20 protein-coding genes are annotated in these 18,787 nt (G+C 71.1%); 8 read left to right on the top strand and 12 right to left on the bottom strand.

Annotated elements, in window-relative coordinates; all coding sequences use genetic code 11:
• Positions 1-19 precede the first annotated feature (19 nt).
• Entirely contained in the window at positions 20-997 is a 978-nt protein-coding gene (locus tag ACO0M4_RS33240; RefSeq protein WP_430374793.1) for a hypothetical protein, read from the bottom strand.
• 216 nt (positions 998-1,213) lie between these two features.
• On the bottom strand, positions 1,214-1,402 hold the full coding sequence (locus ACO0M4_RS33235) for a DUF6381 family protein (protein ID WP_430374792.1): 189 nt from the start codon (positions 1,400-1,402) through the stop codon (positions 1,214-1,216).
• A 264-nt stretch (positions 1,403-1,666) separates the two neighbouring features.
• Between ACO0M4_RS33235 and ACO0M4_RS33230 the strand changes: the two genes are divergently transcribed.
• The 3 genes from ACO0M4_RS33230 (at position 1,667) to ACO0M4_RS33220 (ending at position 3,951) form a co-directional block, all read left to right on the top strand.
• On the top strand, positions 1,667-1,837 hold the full coding sequence (locus ACO0M4_RS33230) for a hydrophobic protein (protein WP_430374791.1): 171 nt from the start codon (positions 1,667-1,669) through the stop codon (positions 1,835-1,837).
• A 10-nt stretch (positions 1,838-1,847) separates the two neighbouring features.
• The gene (locus ACO0M4_RS33225; protein ID WP_430374790.1) at positions 1,848-2,657 is read left to right on the top strand and encodes a VOC family protein; all 810 of its coding nucleotides are present in this window, start codon (positions 1,848-1,850) and stop codon (positions 2,655-2,657) included.
• Positions 2,658-2,850: 193 nt separating this feature from the next.
• Positions 2,851-3,951 carry a hypothetical protein gene (locus ACO0M4_RS33220; protein WP_430374789.1) on the top strand — a complete coding sequence of 367 codons (1,101 nt, stop codon included), beginning with the start codon at positions 2,851-2,853 and terminating at the stop codon, positions 3,949-3,951.
• A gap of 71 nt (positions 3,952-4,022) precedes the next feature.
• On the opposite strand, the gene ACO0M4_RS33215 is transcribed toward ACO0M4_RS33220, so the two are convergent.
• The gene (locus tag ACO0M4_RS33215; protein ID WP_430374788.1) at positions 4,023-4,775 is read right to left on the bottom strand and encodes a TetR/AcrR family transcriptional regulator; all 753 of its coding nucleotides are present in this window, start codon (positions 4,773-4,775) and stop codon (positions 4,023-4,025) included.
• Positions 4,776-4,945: 170 nt separating this feature from the next.
• Here ACO0M4_RS33215 and ACO0M4_RS33210 point away from each other — a divergent pair, with 170 nt between their 5' ends.
• Positions 4,946-6,403: a serine hydrolase domain-containing protein gene (locus ACO0M4_RS33210; protein WP_430374787.1), complete on the top strand. Its 1,458-nt coding sequence runs from the start codon at positions 4,946-4,948 to the stop codon at positions 6,401-6,403.
• A gap of 55 nt (positions 6,404-6,458) precedes the next feature.
• Here ACO0M4_RS33210 and ACO0M4_RS33205 read toward each other — a convergent pair whose 3' ends face one another.
• The 3 genes from ACO0M4_RS33205 to ACO0M4_RS33195 form a co-directional block, all read right to left on the bottom strand.
• Positions 6,459-6,695 (bottom strand): hypothetical protein, encoded by a 237-nt coding sequence (locus ACO0M4_RS33205; RefSeq protein ID WP_100601615.1) that lies wholly within the window; start codon positions 6,693-6,695, stop codon positions 6,459-6,461.
• A gap of 123 nt (positions 6,696-6,818) precedes the next feature.
• Positions 6,819-7,334, bottom strand: a complete 516-nt coding sequence (locus ACO0M4_RS33200) for a DUF6328 family protein (RefSeq protein ID WP_430375345.1) — start codon at positions 7,332-7,334, stop codon at positions 6,819-6,821.
• Positions 7,335-7,367: 33 nt separating this feature from the next.
• On the bottom strand, positions 7,368-9,950 hold the full coding sequence (locus tag ACO0M4_RS33195; RefSeq protein WP_430374786.1) for an ATP-dependent Clp protease ATP-binding subunit: 2,583 nt from the start codon (positions 9,948-9,950) through the stop codon (positions 7,368-7,370).
• A gap of 931 nt (positions 9,951-10,881) precedes the next feature.
• Between ACO0M4_RS33195 and ACO0M4_RS33190 the strand changes: the two genes are divergently transcribed.
• Entirely contained in the window at positions 10,882-11,058 is a 177-nt protein-coding gene (locus ACO0M4_RS33190) for a hypothetical protein (RefSeq protein ID WP_430374785.1), read from the top strand.
• Between the two features lie 243 nt (positions 11,059-11,301).
• On the opposite strand, the gene ACO0M4_RS33185 is transcribed toward ACO0M4_RS33190, so the two are convergent.
• From ACO0M4_RS33185 to ACO0M4_RS33175, 3 genes are all read right to left on the bottom strand, one after another.
• Positions 11,302-11,667, bottom strand: a complete 366-nt coding sequence (locus tag ACO0M4_RS33185) for a hypothetical protein (protein ID WP_430374784.1) — start codon at positions 11,665-11,667, stop codon at positions 11,302-11,304.
• Positions 11,668-11,778: 111 nt separating this feature from the next.
• Positions 11,779-11,994, bottom strand: a complete 216-nt coding sequence (locus ACO0M4_RS33180; RefSeq protein WP_430374783.1) for a hypothetical protein — start codon at positions 11,992-11,994, stop codon at positions 11,779-11,781.
• A gap of 295 nt (positions 11,995-12,289) precedes the next feature.
• Positions 12,290-13,288, bottom strand: a complete 999-nt coding sequence (locus ACO0M4_RS33175; protein WP_430374782.1) for a PLP-dependent cysteine synthase family protein — start codon at positions 13,286-13,288, stop codon at positions 12,290-12,292.
• Positions 13,289-13,615: 327 nt separating this feature from the next.
• On the opposite strand from ACO0M4_RS33175, the gene ACO0M4_RS33170 reads away from it, so the two are divergent.
• The gene (locus ACO0M4_RS33170; RefSeq protein ID WP_430374781.1) at positions 13,616-14,239 is read left to right on the top strand and encodes a hypothetical protein; all 624 of its coding nucleotides are present in this window, start codon (positions 13,616-13,618) and stop codon (positions 14,237-14,239) included.
• Positions 14,240-14,359: 120 nt separating this feature from the next.
• Here ACO0M4_RS33170 and ACO0M4_RS33165 read toward each other — a convergent pair whose 3' ends face one another.
• Positions 14,360-14,584: a hypothetical protein gene (locus ACO0M4_RS33165; RefSeq protein WP_430374780.1), complete on the bottom strand. Its 225-nt coding sequence runs from the start codon at positions 14,582-14,584 to the stop codon at positions 14,360-14,362.
• Positions 14,585-14,692: 108 nt separating this feature from the next.
• On the opposite strand from ACO0M4_RS33165, the gene ACO0M4_RS33160 reads away from it, so the two are divergent.
• Positions 14,693-15,487, top strand: a complete 795-nt coding sequence (locus tag ACO0M4_RS33160; RefSeq protein ID WP_430374778.1) for a HipA family kinase — start codon at positions 14,693-14,695, stop codon at positions 15,485-15,487.
• The gene (locus ACO0M4_RS33155; protein WP_430374777.1) at positions 15,484-16,122 is read left to right on the top strand and encodes a TetR/AcrR family transcriptional regulator; all 639 of its coding nucleotides are present in this window, start codon (positions 15,484-15,486) and stop codon (positions 16,120-16,122) included. Before ACO0M4_RS33160 ends, ACO0M4_RS33155 begins: the two co-directional genes overlap by 4 nt.
• 285 nt (positions 16,123-16,407) lie before the next feature.
• On the opposite strand, the gene ACO0M4_RS33150 is transcribed toward ACO0M4_RS33155, so the two are convergent.
• Both ACO0M4_RS33150 and ACO0M4_RS33145 read right to left on the bottom strand, forming a co-directional pair.
• Positions 16,408-17,454, bottom strand: coding sequence for an NAD(P)-dependent alcohol dehydrogenase (locus ACO0M4_RS33150; protein WP_430374776.1), 1,047 nt, complete (start codon positions 17,452-17,454; stop codon positions 16,408-16,410).
• A 23-nt stretch (positions 17,455-17,477) separates the two neighbouring features.
• Positions 17,478-18,746 (bottom strand): cytochrome P450, encoded by a 1,269-nt coding sequence (locus ACO0M4_RS33145; protein WP_430374774.1) that lies wholly within the window; start codon positions 18,744-18,746, stop codon positions 17,478-17,480.
• Positions 18,747-18,787 lie beyond the last annotated feature (41 nt).

Below are 18,787 nucleotides of genomic sequence, written 5' to 3'. Positions count from 1 at the left end.
CGGAGTCGGAAGTCCCCGCTCAGGCAAGCTGGCCGAAGGTGCGGTCGACGGGTTCCCGGACCGCCGACTGCGCCAGGTACTGGCTGATCCCGTGGTGGTTCTCGCTGTTGTTGGTGACCAGCGCATCGGTGATCAGCTCCGACGGGGTGTACTCCGGCCGCAGGGTGTGCCCGAGCGCCACCAGGTCCCGCAGGTCCGACACGTTGCGCCAGGCCCGCACCCCGTCCGGCACCGCGGGCGGCCGCGCCAGCTGGTCCTGCACCTCGGTGATCGCCAACGGCGACCCCACCGTGACCAGCAACTCCACCTCCCGCTTGTGCTCCCGCAGCACCTCGTAGGCGGCCACCGACCCCAGACTGTGGCCGATGACCACCAGCGGCCCGTCCGCCGGCGGCGGCAGCGCCTCCTCGACCACCTGCCGGATCGCCGGCCCCTTGCCGCCGAAGAAGTACGCGTGGACATCCTTGAAAGTACGCCGAACCAGCTCCCGGAACGCCGCCGTCCGCAACGGCCGGGGCAGCGGCAGCACCTCCAGCGGCAGCGCGCCGCGGTCCCCGTTCTCCGCGGTGCCACCGCCGGTCTCCGCCTCGCCCAGGGTCTCCGCGAGATAGGTCATCTCCCGTAGCCAGCCGACCAGCGCGCCCTGGACGGCCACGTCGTGCGGGCCCTCGGGGGTGCGGCCCTCCAGCCCCGCGGCGCCGGTTTCCCGCCAGGCTTCGCCGACGGTCCGCGTCACGAACTCCTCCGGTGGGTCGAACATCCCGGACGCCGCCGCGGTCGCCGATTCCCCCTCGATCACCGGCCCGCCGTCCAGCGCGTCCACCTGGAAGTCCGGCAGCGGGTGCGCGTACTGCAACGCTGCCCAGTACGCCATGCGGGACGTGTCCGCCATGTCCCGGCCGAAAAGCGCCTGGTCCCATTGCGACTTGAGCAATCCCGAACGGACCTTGTTCCCGTTGCCGTGCACGTAGACCACGGTGGGCCGCCTGCGGTGCATTTCCGCCTCCTGCCGCCGTTCCTCCGCCGCACCTCCTTCCCGGTGGTGCGGGTGGCGCACCGGCACCCGTCCGTAAGCCACTCGAACAGCCGGGTGCGGCGCGCGGCCGGCGGCGCGGTCAGTCGTCCGGGAGCCCGGCCGCCTTGCGGGACCGCTTGTCCCGCACCGGCTCGATGCCCGCGCCCCGCCGGCCGGGGACCGGCACCGGGCGGGGGATCACTCCGAGGGGTAGATGTCCCCGCTCCGCATGGCGCTCTCCTGCTCGCTCCGGCTCTGTAGCCGGCGGGACTTCTCCTGGAGCCGCTGCCGTTCCTTGGGATCGCTGGTGCGCTGCGCGGCGTCGGCCAGCTCCTTGGCCTTCTCCCGCATGTGCTGAAGGCGTTCGCGTGTCTCTTCCGATCCCATGACCGTTCCTTCTCGTCCCGTGCCGGTGCCCGGCGTGCCGATACCCGGCGTTCCCGGAGGTGCGTCGTGGCCGGCGCCCGCCCGGGAAGCCGCTGCTACCAGCCAAACAGGGCCCGCTGCCGTCGGCACCTCGAAGCGTCACGCTGCGCCGTCCGCCCGGTCACGGAGACCGGACCGGGTGGGGTCCGACCCTGAGAGGGGCGGACCGCGGAAGCGCATAATGGTGGCCAGGTAGGGAACCAGCCCGTCCGGAGGTGGGTCCCGATGGCCCCTCTGCTCCTCGTCCTGCTCCTCGTGCTGCTCTTCGCGGGCGCCGCTTTCGCCATGAAACTGCTCTGGCTCGTCGTCCTCGCCCTGGTGGCCGTCGTGCTGATCGGCTTCCTCCGCCACTCGTCGGGCCCGCGCGGCACCCGGGGTCGCCGCCACCCCGGGTAGGCGCAGTCCGATGCCTGCCACCAAAGCCCGCAACACCACTGCGGCCATCGGCGGCGCCCCGTGCTGGGTGAGCCTGATGACGCACGACCCGAAGGGCGCGCAGGACTTCTACGGGCGGGTCCTCGGCTGGCGCTTCCGCCCCGGCACCCTGGAGGCCGAGTTCGCCATCGCCCTGGCCGAGGGCCAGCCGGTCGCCGGGATCGGCGCGCTGACCCCCCAGTGGCACGTTCCCATCGCCTGGACCCCGTACTTCGCCGTGGAAAGCGCGAACGAGACCGCCGCCCGGATCCGCGAGCGCGGCGCCACGGTCGCCGTCGGCCCGCTCGAAGTCGGGAAGGGACGCGCCGCGCTCGCCGCCGACCGGGACGGTGCGGTGTTCGGCCTCTGGGAGGGCCAGACGCTCTCCTGGGCCGTCGGGCAGGGCGGGGCACCCATGTGTCTGGAGCTGCGCACCCGCGACGCCTTCGAGTCGGCGATCTTCTACGGGGAGGTCTTCGGCTGGGCCCCCGACCGGCCCGGCGGCTGCGACATCACCTATGAGCACGACGAGGTGGTGGTGCGCGACGACGGCGGGCACACCGTGGCCGCGCTGCGCGGCGGCGCCGTCGAAGCCGCCCCGGACCCGCACGTCCGCCCCCGCTGGCACGTGTACTTCCCCGTGCACGACATCGAGAAGGTCACCACGGCCGCCGTGGCCGCGGGCGGTCTCACGCTACCGGTGACCCCGATGGTGGACGGCGGCGGCTGCGAGGCCGTGATCCGCGACCCCCAAGGCGGTCTCTTCACCGTTGCCACCGCGCAGGGCTTCTCCCAGAGCTGATTCCGCCCCGCCGACACGCCCGGTCGTTCCCCTGGCCCGCGGCGTGTCTCCACCGGATGGCCCGCCAGCGTTGGCGCCCGCGGCCAAGAGGGACGTTGGCTAACCACAGCAGGCACAACCAGCATGCACAACGCCCGATGAGCGCCGGCACCTCCGGTGCGGACGCTCCCACCTAGTTCAGTGGAGTAGCTACATGTCACCTGAACCAGCTCCTCGTGGGGGCCAAGCCGATCTGTCCCCGACGGAGCACGGCGCATACGTTCCGCCCACCAGCCAGGAGAACGTCTCGTTCCGCACCCTCGTGTGGACGGCGGCCACCACCCGACCCGTAGAGGAAGTCGCCGCTCTCGTGGAGCTGCTCAAGCGCAGTGGCGACGACCCCAACCCCGGCGACGAAGCGCTGCGGGTGGCGGCGATGACCCGCCCGGTGAGCGAGGTCGGGCCGCTACTCGCCCTGCTCGGCGAGGCCCCGCACACCGCGGAGGCCAGCTACGAGGCGCTGCGGGCCGCGGCCGTGGGCAGATCCGTCGACGAGGTCGCCGAGCTGATCAGGCTGTTCGACCGGGCCCAGGACGGCCACGTCCCGACCGCGGAACCCTCGGACGGCGACCACTTCCCCGACGGCCACGCCGACACCGCGAGCATGGCCACCACGACCCTGCCCTCGCTCAGCGACCCCTACGCCGATCCGTACCCCGACCCCTACGGCCACCCGGGGGCCGACCACGGCTATGCCGCCCACGGGTCGGCCGCTCCCGGTGAGCCGGCGATGCGGGACGCCACCCACTGGGACGCCCCGCCGCGGCCCCAGCGCGCCCCCTGGCCGGGTGCCAACGCGCCGCAGGGCGGCGGCTGGCAGACGGCCGGGGCGCCCGCACCGCCCGCTCCCGCGGTCGGCGGTGTCCTGCGGTCCGCACTGCGCTGGCCGGCCGCGGCGACGCTGGCTCTGTGCGGGCTGAGCCACCTGCCGGTGGGGGCCGCGGAGACCCAGGGCGGCGCGTCGGACGCCCTCTCGATGGCCATCGCCGTGGTCTACCTGCTGCTGGCCGGCTGCCTGGCGATGCGCGACACGGCGGCCGTCTGGACCGCGAGCGCCGCGGCCGCGGTCACCGTGATCATCCTGCACGCGCTGTCCCGGGCCGGCGTCCTGGTCCAGCTGCGCAGCAGCCTCGGCGGCGCCTCGATGTGGCCGGAGCTGCTGGCGGTCGGGCTCGCGATCCTCAGTGCCGGCCTGGCCGGTGCCGCGCTGCTGCTGCGGCCGCGCCGGGTGAGCCCCGCGACGGCCGGTGCGTGAGCGGCGCGCGGATGCGGCGGCCGTCCCTTGGGGGGCGGCCGCCGCATCGCGTGTCCGGACCGGTCGCCCGGCTACACGGCCCGGTTCCCGACCGTGCCCGCCAGACCGTCCAGCACGCGCTCCAGTCCGTAGGCGAACTTCTTGTCGCGGATCGTGCGCGGGTCCTGGTCACGTAGCTCCGCGTACCGCTCGCGCAGCTCGGGGTGGTCCGCGGCGGCCTCCTCGGCGGACGGCCACAGGTTCGCCACCCATTCCCGCTCGCTCTGGCCGCTGCGGGCGACCGTGGTCAGCCAGGACGCCTCGTTGATGCTCATCCCGATGACGTACGCGGTGAGGGTGGAGACCGCCAGGTCGGCCTCGTCCGAGGGCAGTCCGGCGGCCTTGAAGAGGCCCAGCATCCCCTCGGAGACCTGCATCAGGTTCGGCCCGAGTTGGGACATGCCCACCTCGCCTAGCACCGAGGCCATCCACGGGTGCTTCAGGATGGTGGCCCGCAGGCTCTGCGCGCACTTGGCGGTGTCGGCCCGCCAGTCGGTGGGGGTGTCGGCCGTCGGCACCACGATCTCGCCGTAGACCTCGTCCACGACCAGTTCGATCAGCTCGTCCTTGTTGGCGACGTGCGAGTAGAACGAGGTGGCCCCGGCGTTCAGCCGTGTTCCCAGGCGCCGCAGGCTCAGGGCGCCGATCCCCTCCTCGTCGAGCAGTCGGACGGCCTCCGCGACGATCTGACTCCGGCTCAGCGCGGGCTGGTCGCGCTTGCGCCGCTCCGGGCGCGTCCACACCGACGGGACGGGCTGCTTGTTGTTGGCCTTGCTGGCCGCCATGACCGGCTCCTCTCTTCGGGGACCAGGGTAGCCCGTTCTCCGTACGACGTGCGTACTTGCGAACAGCGTTCGGTGTCCGTACAGTGTTCGACAGAACGAGCGGTGCTCGACAACGACAGACCGTCGTCGTCGGATCGCCGTCACACCGACGCCACAGTGGGGGAGAAGCCATGTCGAAGAACCTGAGCCGCGAAACGGTCGAGCGCACGGACCGTGAGGTCACCGAGTCGAAGGAGACCGCGACCGCGTTCGACGGCGCCCGGTGGCAGGCGCGCCTCGACGCCCTGCTGAACCGCCACCGCGTCCCCGGCGCCACCCTGGCCGTCCTCGTCGACGGGGAGATCCACGAACTGGCCAGCGGGATCCTGCACCGCGAGACCGGCGTGGCGACGACCACCGACTCGGTCTTCCAGATCGGCTCGGTCAGCAAGGGCTACACCGCCGCCCTGGTGATGCTCCTGGCCGACGCCGGCAAGCTGGACCTGGACGCACGCGTCATCGACATCCTGCCGGAGTTCGCCATCGCCGATGCGGAGGCCACCCGCACGATCACCGTCCGGCAGCTGCTCAACCACACCAGCGGCATCCAGGGCGACCACGTCGAGGACACCGGCCGCGGCGACGACTGCCTCGCCCGCTACATGGCAAGCGCCCGGACCGTGGGCATGACCAACCCGCCCGGCGCCACGATGTCCTACTCCAGCACCGGCTACAACGTCCTCGGCCGCATCGTCGAGGTGATCACCGGCACCACCTGGGACGAGGCCCTGAAGGACCTGATCTACCAGCCCCTCGGACTGGCGCACACCATGACCCTGCCCGAGGAAGTGCTGCGGTTCCGCGCCGCCATGGGACACATGGGCGAACCGGGCGAGCACCCGGTGCCGACCCCGAAGTGGGACATGATGCCCCGCTCGGCCGGCCCCTACGGCGGGATCAGCGCCACCGCCGCCGACGTGGCCCGCTTCGCCCGGCTGTTCGTCGACGGCGGCACCGCACCGGACGGCACCCGGGTGCTCTCGGCCGAGGCCGTCGAAGCCATGCTGGCGCCCGAGGTCGAGATGCCCGACAAGTGGTTCCTCGGCGCCCACTGGGGCCTGGGCTGGGGCCTGTTCGAGTGGGACGGCGTCCGCGGGTTCGGCCACGACGGCAGCACCTTCGGACAGCTCGCCTACCTGCGGGCCCTCCCGGAGAAGGGCCTGGCGATCGCGCTGCTGACCAACGGCGGGGCCGCCGCACCCAAGGTCTTCGAGACGCTCTGCCGCGAACTCACCGCCGAACTCGCCGGGGTCACCATGCCGGAGTTCGGACCGTCCCAGGAGCAAGTGTCCGTCGACCCGCGGCCGTTCACCGGCGGCTACCGCCGCGAGGGATTCCTCATGACCGTCACCGACCGCCCCGAAGGCGAAGGCGTGCTCCGGCTGACCTACGAAGGCGCCGACGGCCTGGCGGGCACCTTCGACCCGCTCCACTGGAACCTCGTCCCGGTCTCGGACACCCCGACCAAGACCGTCTTCGCCGGCCGCCGCAACGCCGATGACGGCTGGATCCCGGTCGTCTTCTACGCCCTCGCGGACGGCAGCCGGTACGTGCACTTCGGAGTGCGGGCCACGGCCAAGTCCTCGTAACCGGCCAGGAAGGACGGCGGGGGTCCGGGCGGCAGTCGCCCGGACCCCCGCATCGTCACGCCACGCTGTCGGCCAGCTCGCTGACCCCCCGGATCCGCGCGCAGTGCGCACAGCAGAAGGAGCGGCCGCCCGCCTCCAGCCCGTGCCCGAGGATCCGGCACTGGCAGTTCTCGCAGGTCGGCGCGAGCAGATGCGCGGCGCACTCCACACAGTCGAAGGCATGAACCTCGCTGTCGATGTGCACTTCGAAGCCCCGCGCGTAGTCGTTCCCGCAGACCTCGCAGACCGTCATGGTGATGCCTCCATTCCGCGGCTCCGTGGGAGGCGCCGGGCCCGCGGAGCCGCCCGCCGGCCCACCGGCGCGCCCCACACCCCTCCTCCATCGTCGCACCGCCCCCGCCGGCCCGCAGGGCACTCACTCCGACGACGAGTAGTGGCGCAGCACCCAGGCGGGCAGCACGAACCAACACACCACGAACCACAGCACCAGACCCGTCACCACCCATGGCGCGGCGCTCCCGCTCAGCGCCAGCCGCAGGATGAGCAGCAGCGCCGACGCCACCGTGCCCAGCAGCAGTACCACCCCGACCAGCGCCAGGCGCGACGCCCACAGCACCGTCTGCGGCTTGAGCCGGTGCCCGGCCACCATCCGGTGGAAGGTCACCGTCCCCACCAGCGCACCGGTCGTGGACGCCCCCAACAGCAGGGTGATCACATAGAGCGTCCGGTCCGCCGCGCTCAGAGTGGCGAACCGCTGGGTGAAGACGACGGTGAGCAGGAAGCCGAACAGGATCTGCACGCCGGTCTGGATGACCCGCACCTCCTGGAGGAGTTCGTTCCACCGGCGGTCGGCGCGCTGCTCCTCGGTCTCGTTGCGGCCACGCGGCCAGATCAGCTCCGACTCGCTGCCGTCATCCCGCTGACCGTTCAGTTCAACTCCTCCGGGTCCCCGCGGCCGCGCCGCTCACTTCGTCCGCTCCACCGGGCCGGCCCGGAACGCCAGCTCGTCGTCCGTGACGTCCACCTGCACCCGGTCCCCGGACGACAGTGCCCCGTCGAGCAACATCCGCGACAGCCGGTTGTCGACCTCGCGCTGGATGGTCCGGCGCAGCGGCCGGGCCCCGTACTCGGGCTGGTGCCCGCGGCGGGTGAGCCAGTCCACGGCGGCCGGGGAGAAGTCGACGGAGATGTCCTGGGCGTGCAACCGGCGGCGGGTGCCCTCCAGGAGCAGGCCGGTGATCTGGTGCAGCTGCTCGTCGGTCAGCTGGCGGAAGACGATGATCTCGTCCAGCCGGTTGAGGAATTCGGGCCGGAAGTGCCCGCGCAGAGCGCCCAGCGCCCGCTCCCGGGCACCGTCGTCCACGCCCGCCTCCGCCGGCCCGAAGCCCAGCACCCCGCGGCCGCCGCTCAGCGCCTCCGAGCCGAGGTTGCTGGTCATCACGATCACGGTGTTCTTGAAGTCCACCGTGCGCCCCTGAGAGTCCGTCAGATGCCCGTCGTCGAGGACCTGCAGCAACATGTTGAAGACGTCCGGATGCGCCTTCTCCACCTCGTCCAGCAACAGCAGGGAGTACGGGTGATGGCGGACCGCCTCGGTGAGCTGACCCGCGTCCTCGTGACCGACGTATCCGGGCGGCGCACCGATCAACCGGCTGACCGTGTGCCGCTCCTGATACTCACTCATGTCGAGCCGCACCATCCGGTCCTCGCTGCCGAACAGCGCCTCGGCCAGCGCCCGCGCGAGCTCGGTCTTGCCCACCCCGGTCGGGCCGAGGAAGAGGAAACTGCCGATCGGCCGGTCCGGATCGGCCAGGCCGGCCCGCGACCGCAGCACCGCCTCCGACACCGCCGTCACCGCGTCCCGCTGCCCGATCACCCGCGTCTGCAGCCGTCCCTCCAACCCCAACAACCGGTCCTTCTCCTCCTCCGTCAGACTGCTCACCGGCACCCCGGTCTGCCGCGACACGATCTCCGCGACGTCCTCGGCGGTGACCTCCACGATCCGCCCGTCGCCGCCCACCGGTCGCTCGCCCTGCGCGTCCTGGACGGTCTTGATCTGCTCGCTGAGCGCGGTGATCCGGTCCCGCAGCTCGGTCGCCCGCTCGTACTGCTCCGAGGCGACCGCCTGGTCCTTGTCCCGGACCAACTGCTCCACCTCGCGCTCCAGATCGCGCACGTTGGGCGTCTTGGTCGCCGACCGCAACCGGACCCGGGCACCCGCCTGGTCGAGCAGGTCGATCGCCTTGTCCGGCAGGAACCGGTCGGTGATGTACCGGTCCGACAGCTCCACCGCCGCCAGCACCGCCTCGTGCGCATACCGCACCTGATGGTGCGCCTCGTAACGGTCCTGGAGCCCGCGCAGGATCTGCACCGTGTCGGGCACGGTCGGCTCGGGCACCAGGATCGGCTGGAAGCGTCGGGCCAGCGCGGCGTCCTTCTCGATGTACCGCCGGTACTCCTCCAGCGTGCTGGCCCCGATGACGTGCAACTCCCCGCGCGCCAGTGCCGGCTTGAGCATGTTGCTGGCCTCCAGCGCACCGCCGTCCCCGGTGCCACCACCCGCCCCCACCACGGTGTGCAACTCGTCGATGAAGACGATCAGCGAGTCGGAGTGCGCCCGGACCTCCTCGATGATGTTGTTCATCCGCTCCTCGAAGTCACCGCGGTAACGGGTCCCGGCCACCACCGCGGTCAGGTCCAGCGCCACGATCCGCCGCCCGGCCAACGTCTCGGGAACGTCCCCGTCGGCCAGCCGCTGCGCCAGCCCCTCCACGATCGCGGTCTTCCCCACGCCCGCGTCGCCGACCAGCACCGGATTGTTCTTCCCCCGCCGCGACAACACCTCGATGGTCTGCTCGATCTGCTCCTCCCGCCCGATGACCGGATCGATCCGACCCGCCCGGGCCAGGTCCGTCAGATCCCGGCTGTACTTGTCCAGCGTGGGCGTCTCGTGATGCGGTACGGCACCGTGCTCGGCGCTCGACCCCGACGGCTGGTGCGCGCCCACCCCGCCGTGCCCGCCCGTCGCCGCCTGCGGATCGAAGTGCGCGAGGTGCAGGATCCGCCCCGCCGCCGAATCCGGATTCGAGGCCAGCGCTTCGAGCACGTGCTCCGGCCCGATGTACGACGCCCCCGTGCCCCGCGCCAGCTCGTGCGCCCCCAGCAACGCACGCTTGACCGCCGGGGTCACCGCGACGCTCTTCTGCAACGGCCCCGACCCGGCATTGCGGTCGATCTCGGCCGCCAGCACATCCGGATCGGCCCCCGACTGCCGCATCAGGCTCCGGGTCGGCTCGGAGCTGAGCGCCGCCCGCAACAGGTGCTCGGTGCCCAGCTCGGGACTGCCGTGTTCGGCCGCGTACGCGGCGGCGGAGGTCACCAGGTCCCGGGCCGGCCCGCTCATCAGCCGCGCGATATCGGCCTGCCGCGGCATCGAGGTCCCTCCCTCCTCACCGGGCGACTGTGCCGAACGCCCGAAGAACCGCGCGAGAAAGTCACCGAACGAGTCCGGGCCATCACCCTCCGGACCCGTGAATCCGTTGCTCATGTGCGTCCGTTCCGCTGTCACGACGGTGCCGCGACACGCTGCCTCGTCAGGTGCGCAGTGCTCATTCCCTGTGCCGTCGCCCGGTGCGTCGTCGCCGCGACGTGCGACACCTCTGCTTCAGGATCAATGCCACCGGGACCGTTCGCACCTCCGGCACGTCCCCGCCCACCCCCGACGGCCGACCACGGAACCCGCCCCGCACAAGCCATCCCACTGCGCCACCCCCGCACGAGCCGCCCGCCCACGCCCCTCGAACGACTCCCCCGAATGGCGCCCCCGGCCCCGACCGACTTGGCTTGCTCCCACCGTCACCCGAGCGCTGCACGGCCGCGCACCGGAGCCCACCACAGCGGCCCACCGACGGGTAACCGTCGTCGGCACGGCACCGGAGGGGGAGCGGCGGGCGGAAGAGGGGGTACGTCCCGGCCGGAGACGGGCAACGCCTGCGCCTGGACTTCCTGCCGGAATTCCACCGAACGGCCCCCACCACCCTGCCCGCCCTCACGACCGCTACGGCCTGTGCCTGTGCCTGTGCCTGTGCCTGGGCTTGGGGTTGGGCTTGGGGTTGGGCCTGTGTCTGGGCTTGGGCCTACGGAGGGTCTCCCGCTACGTCGTCGTCCACCTCCAACAGCACCAGCCGCCCACCCCCCCCCATGACCGGCGGCGAGCAGTTGCCGGCCGACTACGCACTGGCCGGCCGGACCTCCCGCACGCTCGCCCTCCGCGTCGACGAGCCGCTACATCGCCGCGTCGAGGCCCAGATGGCCGTCGACAACCCCCTGGGCCGGTACGGCTGCACCGGCCAACACCATCCGCGCCCCCGCTCGCCCGGCCGTTCGCCACTTCGGGTTGCTGCGGGCGGAAAGGCATTCAAGGGCCCGATCGGCCCGCTATCTTTGTCAGCTTCACAATCCCGGAATGGGAGGAAGGTATGAGCACCGTGCCATGGACCATCGAACGTATTCGTGAGGCGCTCGCCAGCCCGTCTCTCGCCCGGCGATTCGACGCGGAGCTGGGTCGGGCGCCGGCCGACGAACTGCTGGAGGTCTTCGCGAAGTGGCAGCGGATCGCGGGCGGCCTACGGGCCCAGGCGACCACTGAGATCTGAGGGGCCGGGTGTCCGCGGAGGCCGAGCGCATCCGCGGACACGAGGGGCACGCCGACCACCCCGACGCCTGTCGGGGACGTACGACGGGCCCAACCACGGCGACGTACGCCCCCGACCTCACCCACTGGTCTCCCGGACCAACTGGCTTCCAAGACCAACGCAACACCGCCCGAATGGTCACCGTGCCCCCGGGCCCGCACCGACGCAGCGCCCCGCGCTCCGAGCCTTGCCCAGCACCCTGTTTCACTGTCTGTCAGCAGCCCGGAGTAGCGGAACCGCGGTCGCCACCACGAACAGGCCGAAGAGGGTGAGGGGGAGCAATCCCACCGGGCGCAACAACCAGGTCGGATCCGCAAGCAGCTGCGGCCAGTTGACGATCCAGTTCGCGAGGACGTCCAGGGTCATCACGGCGGCCGCCAGGCGGATTCCTTCCGAACGCACCAGTCCCACCAGTACGACGGCCAGCGGATCGAGCACCGTCAAGCCGACGAAGAACACCTGCAACGGCACCGTGGCGAACGCCGCGTAGACGTGGATCCCACCGCGCGCAAGATCCAGGAAATGCGCGCAGGCCCCTTCGGAGAACCCGAGCACATACGCCGCGAGCACCCATCGTGCCCACCGCGGAAGCACCCGCCACCGCTCACGCGGTCCGCCCGGCCACCCACTCCGTAGTTCACCCCTCATCGGACGAACCTATATCGGACGTCCGGTCGGAGGTCAGGCGCGGCAGCGCAGCATCTCCAGCGGGGAGTTGGCGAGGAAGTCCGCCCAGAAGTCCGCACCGAACTTGCGCACGCCGGCGTCGGGCACCTCCAGCGGGACCCAAGTCAACTCGCCGAATCCGGCCGTCCGCAGACACTCTTCGTAGACCTCGTGGCGCGGGAGAGTGGTGACGAACCCGATCGGCGGGGCGAGCAGCGCCGTGATCCGCACGCGCGGTCCGGTCTCGGCCTTCCCCGCACCCGGGGCACGCCACGGCCTCTGGCGGGCAGTCTCTCCGCACCCCGGCAGACCGTCGCACTGGCAGAAGCCACAAAGATGCGGACAGCGTCCCGGGCTGTCCGCTGTCCGCCGCCCGCTGCGGCGAATCAGGCGAACTCTCGGCCCCCTCATCCAAGGAGTGCGAACGATGCCCGCTCGTGCCACTTCGCGCCGTCATGCACCATGAGGTCAACTGACGCGGCCCGGGACGTGAAGCGGCATGCTGCCATCTCGGAAGTCCGGCCTGTTACGCCCCGCCGGCCGGCAGGTCGTCGCCGATTTGCTCGCGCAGCCACTCGTCGTCGTACACCTTGCTCAGGTAGTTGCGGCCGGAGTCCGGAATCACCACGACCACCAGATCGTCCGGACCGAGCCCGGCGGCGACCCGGAGTGCCGCGGCCACCGCGGTCCCCGCCGACGTGCCCACCAACAGCCCCTCCTCGCAAGCCAGTCGACGGGCGGTCAACAGCGAGTCGCGGTCGTTGATCCGCTCGAACCGGTCCACCACATCGGTGTGGAACGACTCCGGCCAGGAGTCGTCGACCGTCTCGGGATGACGGAACAGGCCGATGCTCTCCACCGCGTACGCGGTGCCGGGCCCGCCCGAGTAGACGGAAGCCTCCGGGTCGGCGCCGATCACCCGGACCCGGCCGCCGCTGACCTCCTTGAGGTAGCCGCCGGTGCCGCTGATCGTGCCGCCGGTGCCGACGCCCGCCACCAGATGCGTGATCCGTCCCTCGGTCTGCCGCCACAGCTCCGGGCCGGTACTGCCGTGGTGCGCACGCGGGTTGGCGGGATTGTTGTACTGGTCGGCCAGCCACGCGCCGGTAGTGGTCCGGGCGATCCGCTGCGCCGTCGACCGGGGGTGGTCGGGGTGCTCACGGGGCACGTCGCCGGGGCAGACCACCACCTCGGCCCCGTAGGCGCGCAGCACCGCCACCTTCTCGGCGCTGCTCTTCTCCGGCAGGGTGAACACACAGCGGTAGCCGCGCTGCGCCGCCACCATGGCCAGGCCCACCCCGGTGTTGCCCGAGGTGGTCTCCACGATGGTGCCGCCCGCCCGCAGCAGCCCGGCGTCCTCGGCGGCCCGCACCATGGACAGTGCGATGCGGTCCTTGACGCTGCCGCCCGGGTTGACGTACTCCAACTTCGCGTAGACCGGCGCGGAAAGGCCCACGGTGATCCGGTTGAGCCGTACCAGCGGGGTGTTGCCGACCATGTCGACAAGGGATTCGTAGACGTCCATCGCAGCAGTCTGCCGGAAAGGCCGAAGCCCGCGGGCCACGTGTCGCAGGGTTCGCTGGGGGCGGTCCACTGCGATCAGCGGCGCGACTGGAGCGAGCCGCGACCAGGCTCGCGACCGGAGCCGCGACCAGCCGGGCGGCCGGAGCCGCGTCGGTGCCCGGGCTTGCCGGGTGACCGTGCCTGAGATGCCGTCGGCGGTAGGCGCGTTGGGTTGAGTTGATGCGCCGATGCATAGCCATTAGTCGTCCGTTAGTAGAACGCCAACCAGCTCCTCGAAGCTGATTGTTGTCCGGGAGCGAGACGAGAGAACAGAGCAACGGGAGACCAGATGAACACCGCCACCAACCGCCTCCGCGGCCGCGCCGGCCGCCGTATTGCCGCCGCCCTCGTCACCGCCGCGGCGCTGGGCCTGGGGGTCACCGCCTGCGGGCAGGGCTCCGGGCCGGCGGCCGCTGTCAGCTCCTCGCCCTCGACCCAGCCCACGAGCAGCTCCGCTTCGAACGACTCCGGCGCGCAGGGCCAGAACGGCGGCAAGTCCGCCACGGCGCCGTCCACTGCCCGGGGCGCGGGCCACGGCGGGGGTTCCGGGACCGGCGGCAGCACCGGCGGCAAGTCGGCCTCCGGCGGGGGCGGCGTCGCGCACGCGGGTAACCACCGCACGATCGTCGGCACGCTGCAGTACCTCGCGCCCGGCAAGCTGATCGTCAAGCCCCAGGGCGGCGGCATGGAGCAGGCGTTCTTCGTCGCCAACGCCACGCGGATCCTCGGCGCGGCCGCGATCTGCTCCGTCGACGACGGCCGCGTGACGATCGGCCACGACGGCTACGGCACCTCGAAGTGCACCGTGGACCAGCTGGAGAAGGCCGCGAAGACCAGCAGCGTCACCGTCCGCGTCACCATGAACCCCAAGTCCGGTGCCGCCGAGACCGTCGAGGAGAAGTACCACCCGTAAGCCCCCGCACCCCCCGCACTCTGCGCGCCCGGTGGGCCCTTCGCCCCACCGGGCGCGCGAGCCTGCGATCTCCCGGGCCGGGCCGGGCCCCGTGCCGGGTGATCGCAGGACGGTCCGCGCCTATGCGGACGGCGAGTTCTTTCCGGCGTGGCGGGCACGTGCGTGCTCCAGGGCCGCGTCGAAGTCGCGCTGGGTGTCCTCACACCAGTGCAGCAGGTCGGCGAGGACGTGCTGCAGGGTCTCGCCGGGACTGCGGCGCCAGCCGTCGCCCGAGAGCGTGTACGTCTCCAGAGCCGCGTTGGCTCGTCTCACCGCGGCATCGTGCCCGTCCACCGTCATCGCCATCGTCCCCTCCCGTGGAAGCTCGCAAAAACTATAGCGCGCTGTATATTTGCAATGCATTTCACTTTTAGGCGAGGCGGGCGCGAGCCACCGGGGCAGAGGCAGGAACGTATGGAGACACCCTCGGACGGGCTGCGCACGGTGACGGCCGTCCGGTATGTGACCCCGCTGCGGGGCGGCGGCTCCGTCCCGGGTGTCGTCGAGGCCGACGACCTGGGGACGTACGTGGTCAAGTTCACCGGCTCGGCACAGGGGCGCAAGGCGCTCGTCGCCGAGGTCATCGTGGGCGAGCTGGCACGTCATCTCGGGCTGCGCGTACCGGAGTTGGTGCTGGTGAACTTCGACCCAGCGGTCGCCGCCGAGGAACCGCACGAGGAGGTGCAGGACCTGCTGCACGCCAGCGCGGGACTCAACCTCGGCATGGACTACCTGCCGGGAGCCGCCGACTTCACGCCGGGCGTGCCGGACGTCGACCCGGTGGAGTCCGCCAGGATCCTCTGGCTGGACGCGTTCACCGCGAATGTGGACCGCACGGTGCACAGCTCGAATCTCATGACGTGGCCGACCTCCGGCCACCAAGAACCCCGTCTGTGGCTCATCGACCACGGCGCGTCGCTGGTGTTCCACCACCGGTGGGAAAGCGCGGCGGACGCGGTCGGCAAGGCGTACGACTTCCGGTCGCACGCGCTCGGCTCGCCCGGCCTCGACATGGCAGCGGCAGACGCCGAGTTGGCACACCAGGTGACCCCGGAGCTGTTGCGCCGGGTCGTCGCCGCCGTACCGGACGCCTGGCTGGCCGATGAGCCAGGGTTCGGCACCCCGGACGACCTCCGCGACGCCTACGTGACCCACCTCGCCTCCCGCGCACGGGTGTCCGCCCGATGGCTCCCCAAGGAGATGCCGTGACTGAAGGGCTGCGGGAACGGAAGAAGCGGCAGACGCGGCAGCGGATCTCCGAGGCGGCCCTCCGCCTGTTCGTGGCGCGAGGCTTCGACAACGTCACCATCGTCGAGGTCGCGGCGGCGGCGGACGTCTCGGTCAACACCCTCTACAACTACTTCGAGGCCAAGGAAGACCTCGTCCTGCCGCCGGACGAGGCGTCCCCACAGCGGCTCGCCGACATCGTGCGCACCCGGCAGCCCGGCGAGTCCGCCGCACGGGCGGTGCTCGGCCGGCTACGGGACGAACTGCGGCGCCGTGACCGGAAGGTGGGCCTGACCGCGGGTTTCGGCCCCGTATTCGAAATGATGCGGGCCGCCCCCACACTCACCGCCCGCCTGGAGGACCTCGGCCGGCAGATGACCGACGCACTCACCACGGTCCTGGCCGAGGAGGCCGGAGCCGCGCCCGACGACCAGACACCGCGCGTGGTCGCCAGCCAGATCGGCTGGTTCCACTCGCTGGTCTATGGCGAGATCGGCCGGCGCATCGTGGCGGGCGAGAAGCCCGCCACGATCGCCGAAGCCCTCCTGGAACTCCTCGACGTCGTCGAGGAGACGCTGGGCGAACGAGCGCTCGGCTACGCCACCCGCGAGGACTGACACCGCCGGTCCGCCCGCCACCGACGACAGGCACAACGCCTGCACAACCTCTCCCTCGGCGACTGACCGCGCACGCCCGAACACCGCTTCAGCCAGCGTGAACACGGCCTTCTGCAACACCCGGCGGCCAGAATGGGAAGACGAACACTGCTGTTACTACGCCCGCTGCTGACTGTGTCGTTGGCCACCGGCCCGGTCCAGCGATCGCACCGGTCACCGTCTCCATGACGTTTCCTCCGACAGTTACGGCCTGCGGCACCGGCCCGGTCACGTTGAGGGCAGTACTCACGGGTGGGGGGTGATGACGGCGCGTCCTTGGATCTTGCCGTCGTGCAGGAGCTGGTATGCCTCGTTGGCGCGTTCCAAGGGGAAGTGCTCGACCAGCATCTTGATCTTTTGCTGCTGGGCGAGAGTGATCATTTCCATCAGTTCGGGAAGGGAGCCCCAGTAGGGCGAGGCGACCGAGCACTCGTGCGGCGGGCTCGCGAAGTTGACGGGCAGGGCTCCGCCGCCGAGACCCACGATGGTCAGGTGGCCAAGCATCCTGGACACCTGAGCAGCCATCCGCAAGGTCGGATCTATGCCGACCATGTCGAGCACGAGCTGAGCGCCCTGTTGTCCTGTCATGTCCTTGATGCGTGTGACCGCCTCCTCGCCCGAGAGCAGAGCCTCGTCCGCACCCATGCGCTTAGCGGTTTCCAACTTGCCGGCATCGGTGTCCACGGCGACGACGGTGGTCGCCGCGCTGAGCGCTCGGACCATCTGGATGGCCATCTGGCCCAGCCCGCCCACCCCGATCACCACCGCGGTCGAACCCGGCCCCAGCAGGTGCACCGATCGCTTGACGGCGTGATAGCTGGTCAGCCCCGCGTCGCTGAGCGGGGCAGCCTGGCGGGGGTCGAGGGTGCCCAGTGGAATCAGGAATCGCGCCGCCGGGACCATCAGGTACTCGGCCATTCCGCCGTCGTGACCGCCACCCAGGCCCCCGCCCTGGCCACTGGCCTTCTGGCAGTAATTCTCCCGGCCCTCCCGGCAGTTGATGCACGTCCCACAGCCCCAGGGACCGTAGACCATCACAGGGTCTCCGGGCGCGAACCCAGTGGCCCCCGGCCCCAGGCTCTCCACCCATCCCGCATTCTCATGGCCGAGCGTGAAGGGCAGTTCTGTGGCGAACCCAGGTGGTGGTCCGGGTGCCTCCATGATGTGCAGATCTGAGTGGCACGCCCCGGCACCCCCGACCTTCACCAGGACCTGCCCCGGCCCGGGCTCGGGCACCGGCACCTCGCGCAGCTCGGGCGGTTGCTGCCATCCGACGAGTTGAAAAGCCTGCATAGCGATCCCTCACGCACGCTGATTCAGTCGCGGATCCCGTCGATGTCGACCAGGACGTGGCGCGGGCCACGGAAAATCTGGTTGTGGCGGTACGGCGGTGGGTCCTCTACGAGCCGGGGATTCTCCACCCGGCGGACGAACTCACTGACCGCGACTTGGACTTCGAGCCGCGCGAGCGGAGCGCCGAAGCAGAAGTGGATGCCCTGGCTGAATCCGAGGTGCTGGTTGTCCCGGCGTTCGAGGTCAAGCTCGTCAGGGTTGGCGAACCGCTTCGGGTCGCGGTTCGCCGAGCCGTATGCCAAGAAGATCGGCGCGCCCTTTGGGATGGTGGTGCCTGCGATGTCGATGTCTTCCACGGCGGAGCGGGTGTGCCAGAACTGGACCGACGACTCGAAGCGCAGCAACTCCTCGACCCCGGGCACGATCAGCTCGGGCCGGCGGCGCAGCTTCTCGAGCGCCTCGGGGTGCCGTAGCAGGGTGAGCACGCTGTGGGCGATGAGATTGACCGTGGTTTCGTGCCCGGCGAAGATCAGGAGCAGGGTGTTGCTCGCGAGCACGCCCTTGGACATCCGTCCCTCCGGGCCGTCCTCGTTCACCATCGCCGAGAGCATGCCCGAGCCGGGCTGCTGGGCGTACCGGTCGAGCAACTCAGCTGCGAACTGCCCGAACTCCTGCACGGCCTGCTGCCCTCCGGCCTGTCGGCTCCGGATCTCTTCGGAGGCGGCCTCGGGGCCGAAATCCAAAGCGTCCAGGGCCGTCTCGATCCAGCTGTGGAAGCGTGGCTCGTCTTCCAGTGGCACGCCCAGGATTTTGCAGATCACGGTCACCGGCAGGGGGTAGGCGAACTCGTCGACGGCATCGATCCGGGTCTTGCCCTGCATGCTGTCCAGGAGGCCGTCCACGATGCGGCGGATCTCGGGCTCCAGGTCGGAGATCAGGTGAGGTGAATGGGGAGGGCCGACGAAGTGCGGCATCATCATCCGGCGATCTCGATCGTGCTCGGGCGGGTCGCAGGTGATGATGGTCGGCTCGGTCAGCGCCTCCCTGATCGGCTCGGCCACCGGCTCCGCGGAGCCCTCTGCCTGGGCCGCGACCGGGACGGGACACTTTCTTGGATCCGAACTGACCCGGGGGTCGTGGAGCAGCGCGACGACCTCCCGGTAGGTGCTGACGACATAGGTTCCATCCGGCTGCCGCGCCACCGGTGTCTTACGCAGTTCCTCGTAGAAGGGGTACGGATTGGCGCGGTTGGCGTAGCGGAGGGCCTGCTGCCAGGGGGTTTCCTCGACCACGAGGCTCCCCTCCTTCTTCCTGTCGATGCTGTCCGCTTGCA

Source organism: Streptomyces sp. RGM 3693, from assembly GCF_050471125.1.
GTDB lineage: Bacteria > Actinomycetota > Actinomycetes > Streptomycetales > Streptomycetaceae > Streptomyces.
The sequence above is the reverse complement of the archived record's forward strand: the minus strand, read 5'-3'. Positions and strand labels throughout refer to the sequence as shown.

Coding starts and splice junctions, on each gene's coding strand:
- ACO0M4_RS33240 (WP_430374793.1), bottom strand. CDS start 997: ATGCACCGCAGGCGGCCCACCGTGGTCTACGTGCACGGCAACGGGAAC.
- ACO0M4_RS33235 (WP_430374792.1), bottom strand. CDS start 1,402: ATGGGATCGGAAGAGACACGCGAACGCCTTCAGCACATGCGGGAGAAG.
- ACO0M4_RS33230 (WP_430374791.1), top strand. CDS start 1,667: ATGGCCCCTCTGCTCCTCGTCCTGCTCCTCGTGCTGCTCTTCGCGGGC.
- ACO0M4_RS33225 (WP_430374790.1), top strand. CDS start 1,848: ATGCCTGCCACCAAAGCCCGCAACACCACTGCGGCCATCGGCGGCGCC.
- ACO0M4_RS33220 (WP_430374789.1), top strand. CDS start 2,851: ATGTCACCTGAACCAGCTCCTCGTGGGGGCCAAGCCGATCTGTCCCCG.
- ACO0M4_RS33215 (WP_430374788.1), bottom strand. CDS start 4,775: ATGGCGGCCAGCAAGGCCAACAACAAGCAGCCCGTCCCGTCGGTGTGG.
- ACO0M4_RS33210 (WP_430374787.1), top strand. CDS start 4,946: ATGTCGAAGAACCTGAGCCGCGAAACGGTCGAGCGCACGGACCGTGAG.
- ACO0M4_RS33205 (WP_100601615.1), bottom strand. CDS start 6,695: ATGACGGTCTGCGAGGTCTGCGGGAACGACTACGCGCGGGGCTTCGAA.
- ACO0M4_RS33195 (WP_430374786.1), bottom strand. CDS start 9,950: ATGAGCAACGGATTCACGGGTCCGGAGGGTGATGGCCCGGACTCGTTC.
- ACO0M4_RS33190 (WP_430374785.1), top strand. CDS start 10,882: ATGAGCACCGTGCCATGGACCATCGAACGTATTCGTGAGGCGCTCGCC.
- ACO0M4_RS33175 (WP_430374782.1), bottom strand. CDS start 13,288: ATGGACGTCTACGAATCCCTTGTCGACATGGTCGGCAACACCCCGCTG.
- ACO0M4_RS33170 (WP_430374781.1), top strand. CDS start 13,616: ATGAACACCGCCACCAACCGCCTCCGCGGCCGCGCCGGCCGCCGTATT.
- ACO0M4_RS33165 (WP_430374780.1), bottom strand. CDS start 14,584: ATGGCGATGACGGTGGACGGGCACGATGCCGCGGTGAGACGAGCCAAC.
- ACO0M4_RS33160 (WP_430374778.1), top strand. CDS start 14,693: ATGGAGACACCCTCGGACGGGCTGCGCACGGTGACGGCCGTCCGGTAT.
- ACO0M4_RS33150 (WP_430374776.1), bottom strand. CDS start 17,454: ATGCAGGCTTTTCAACTCGTCGGATGGCAGCAACCGCCCGAGCTGCGC.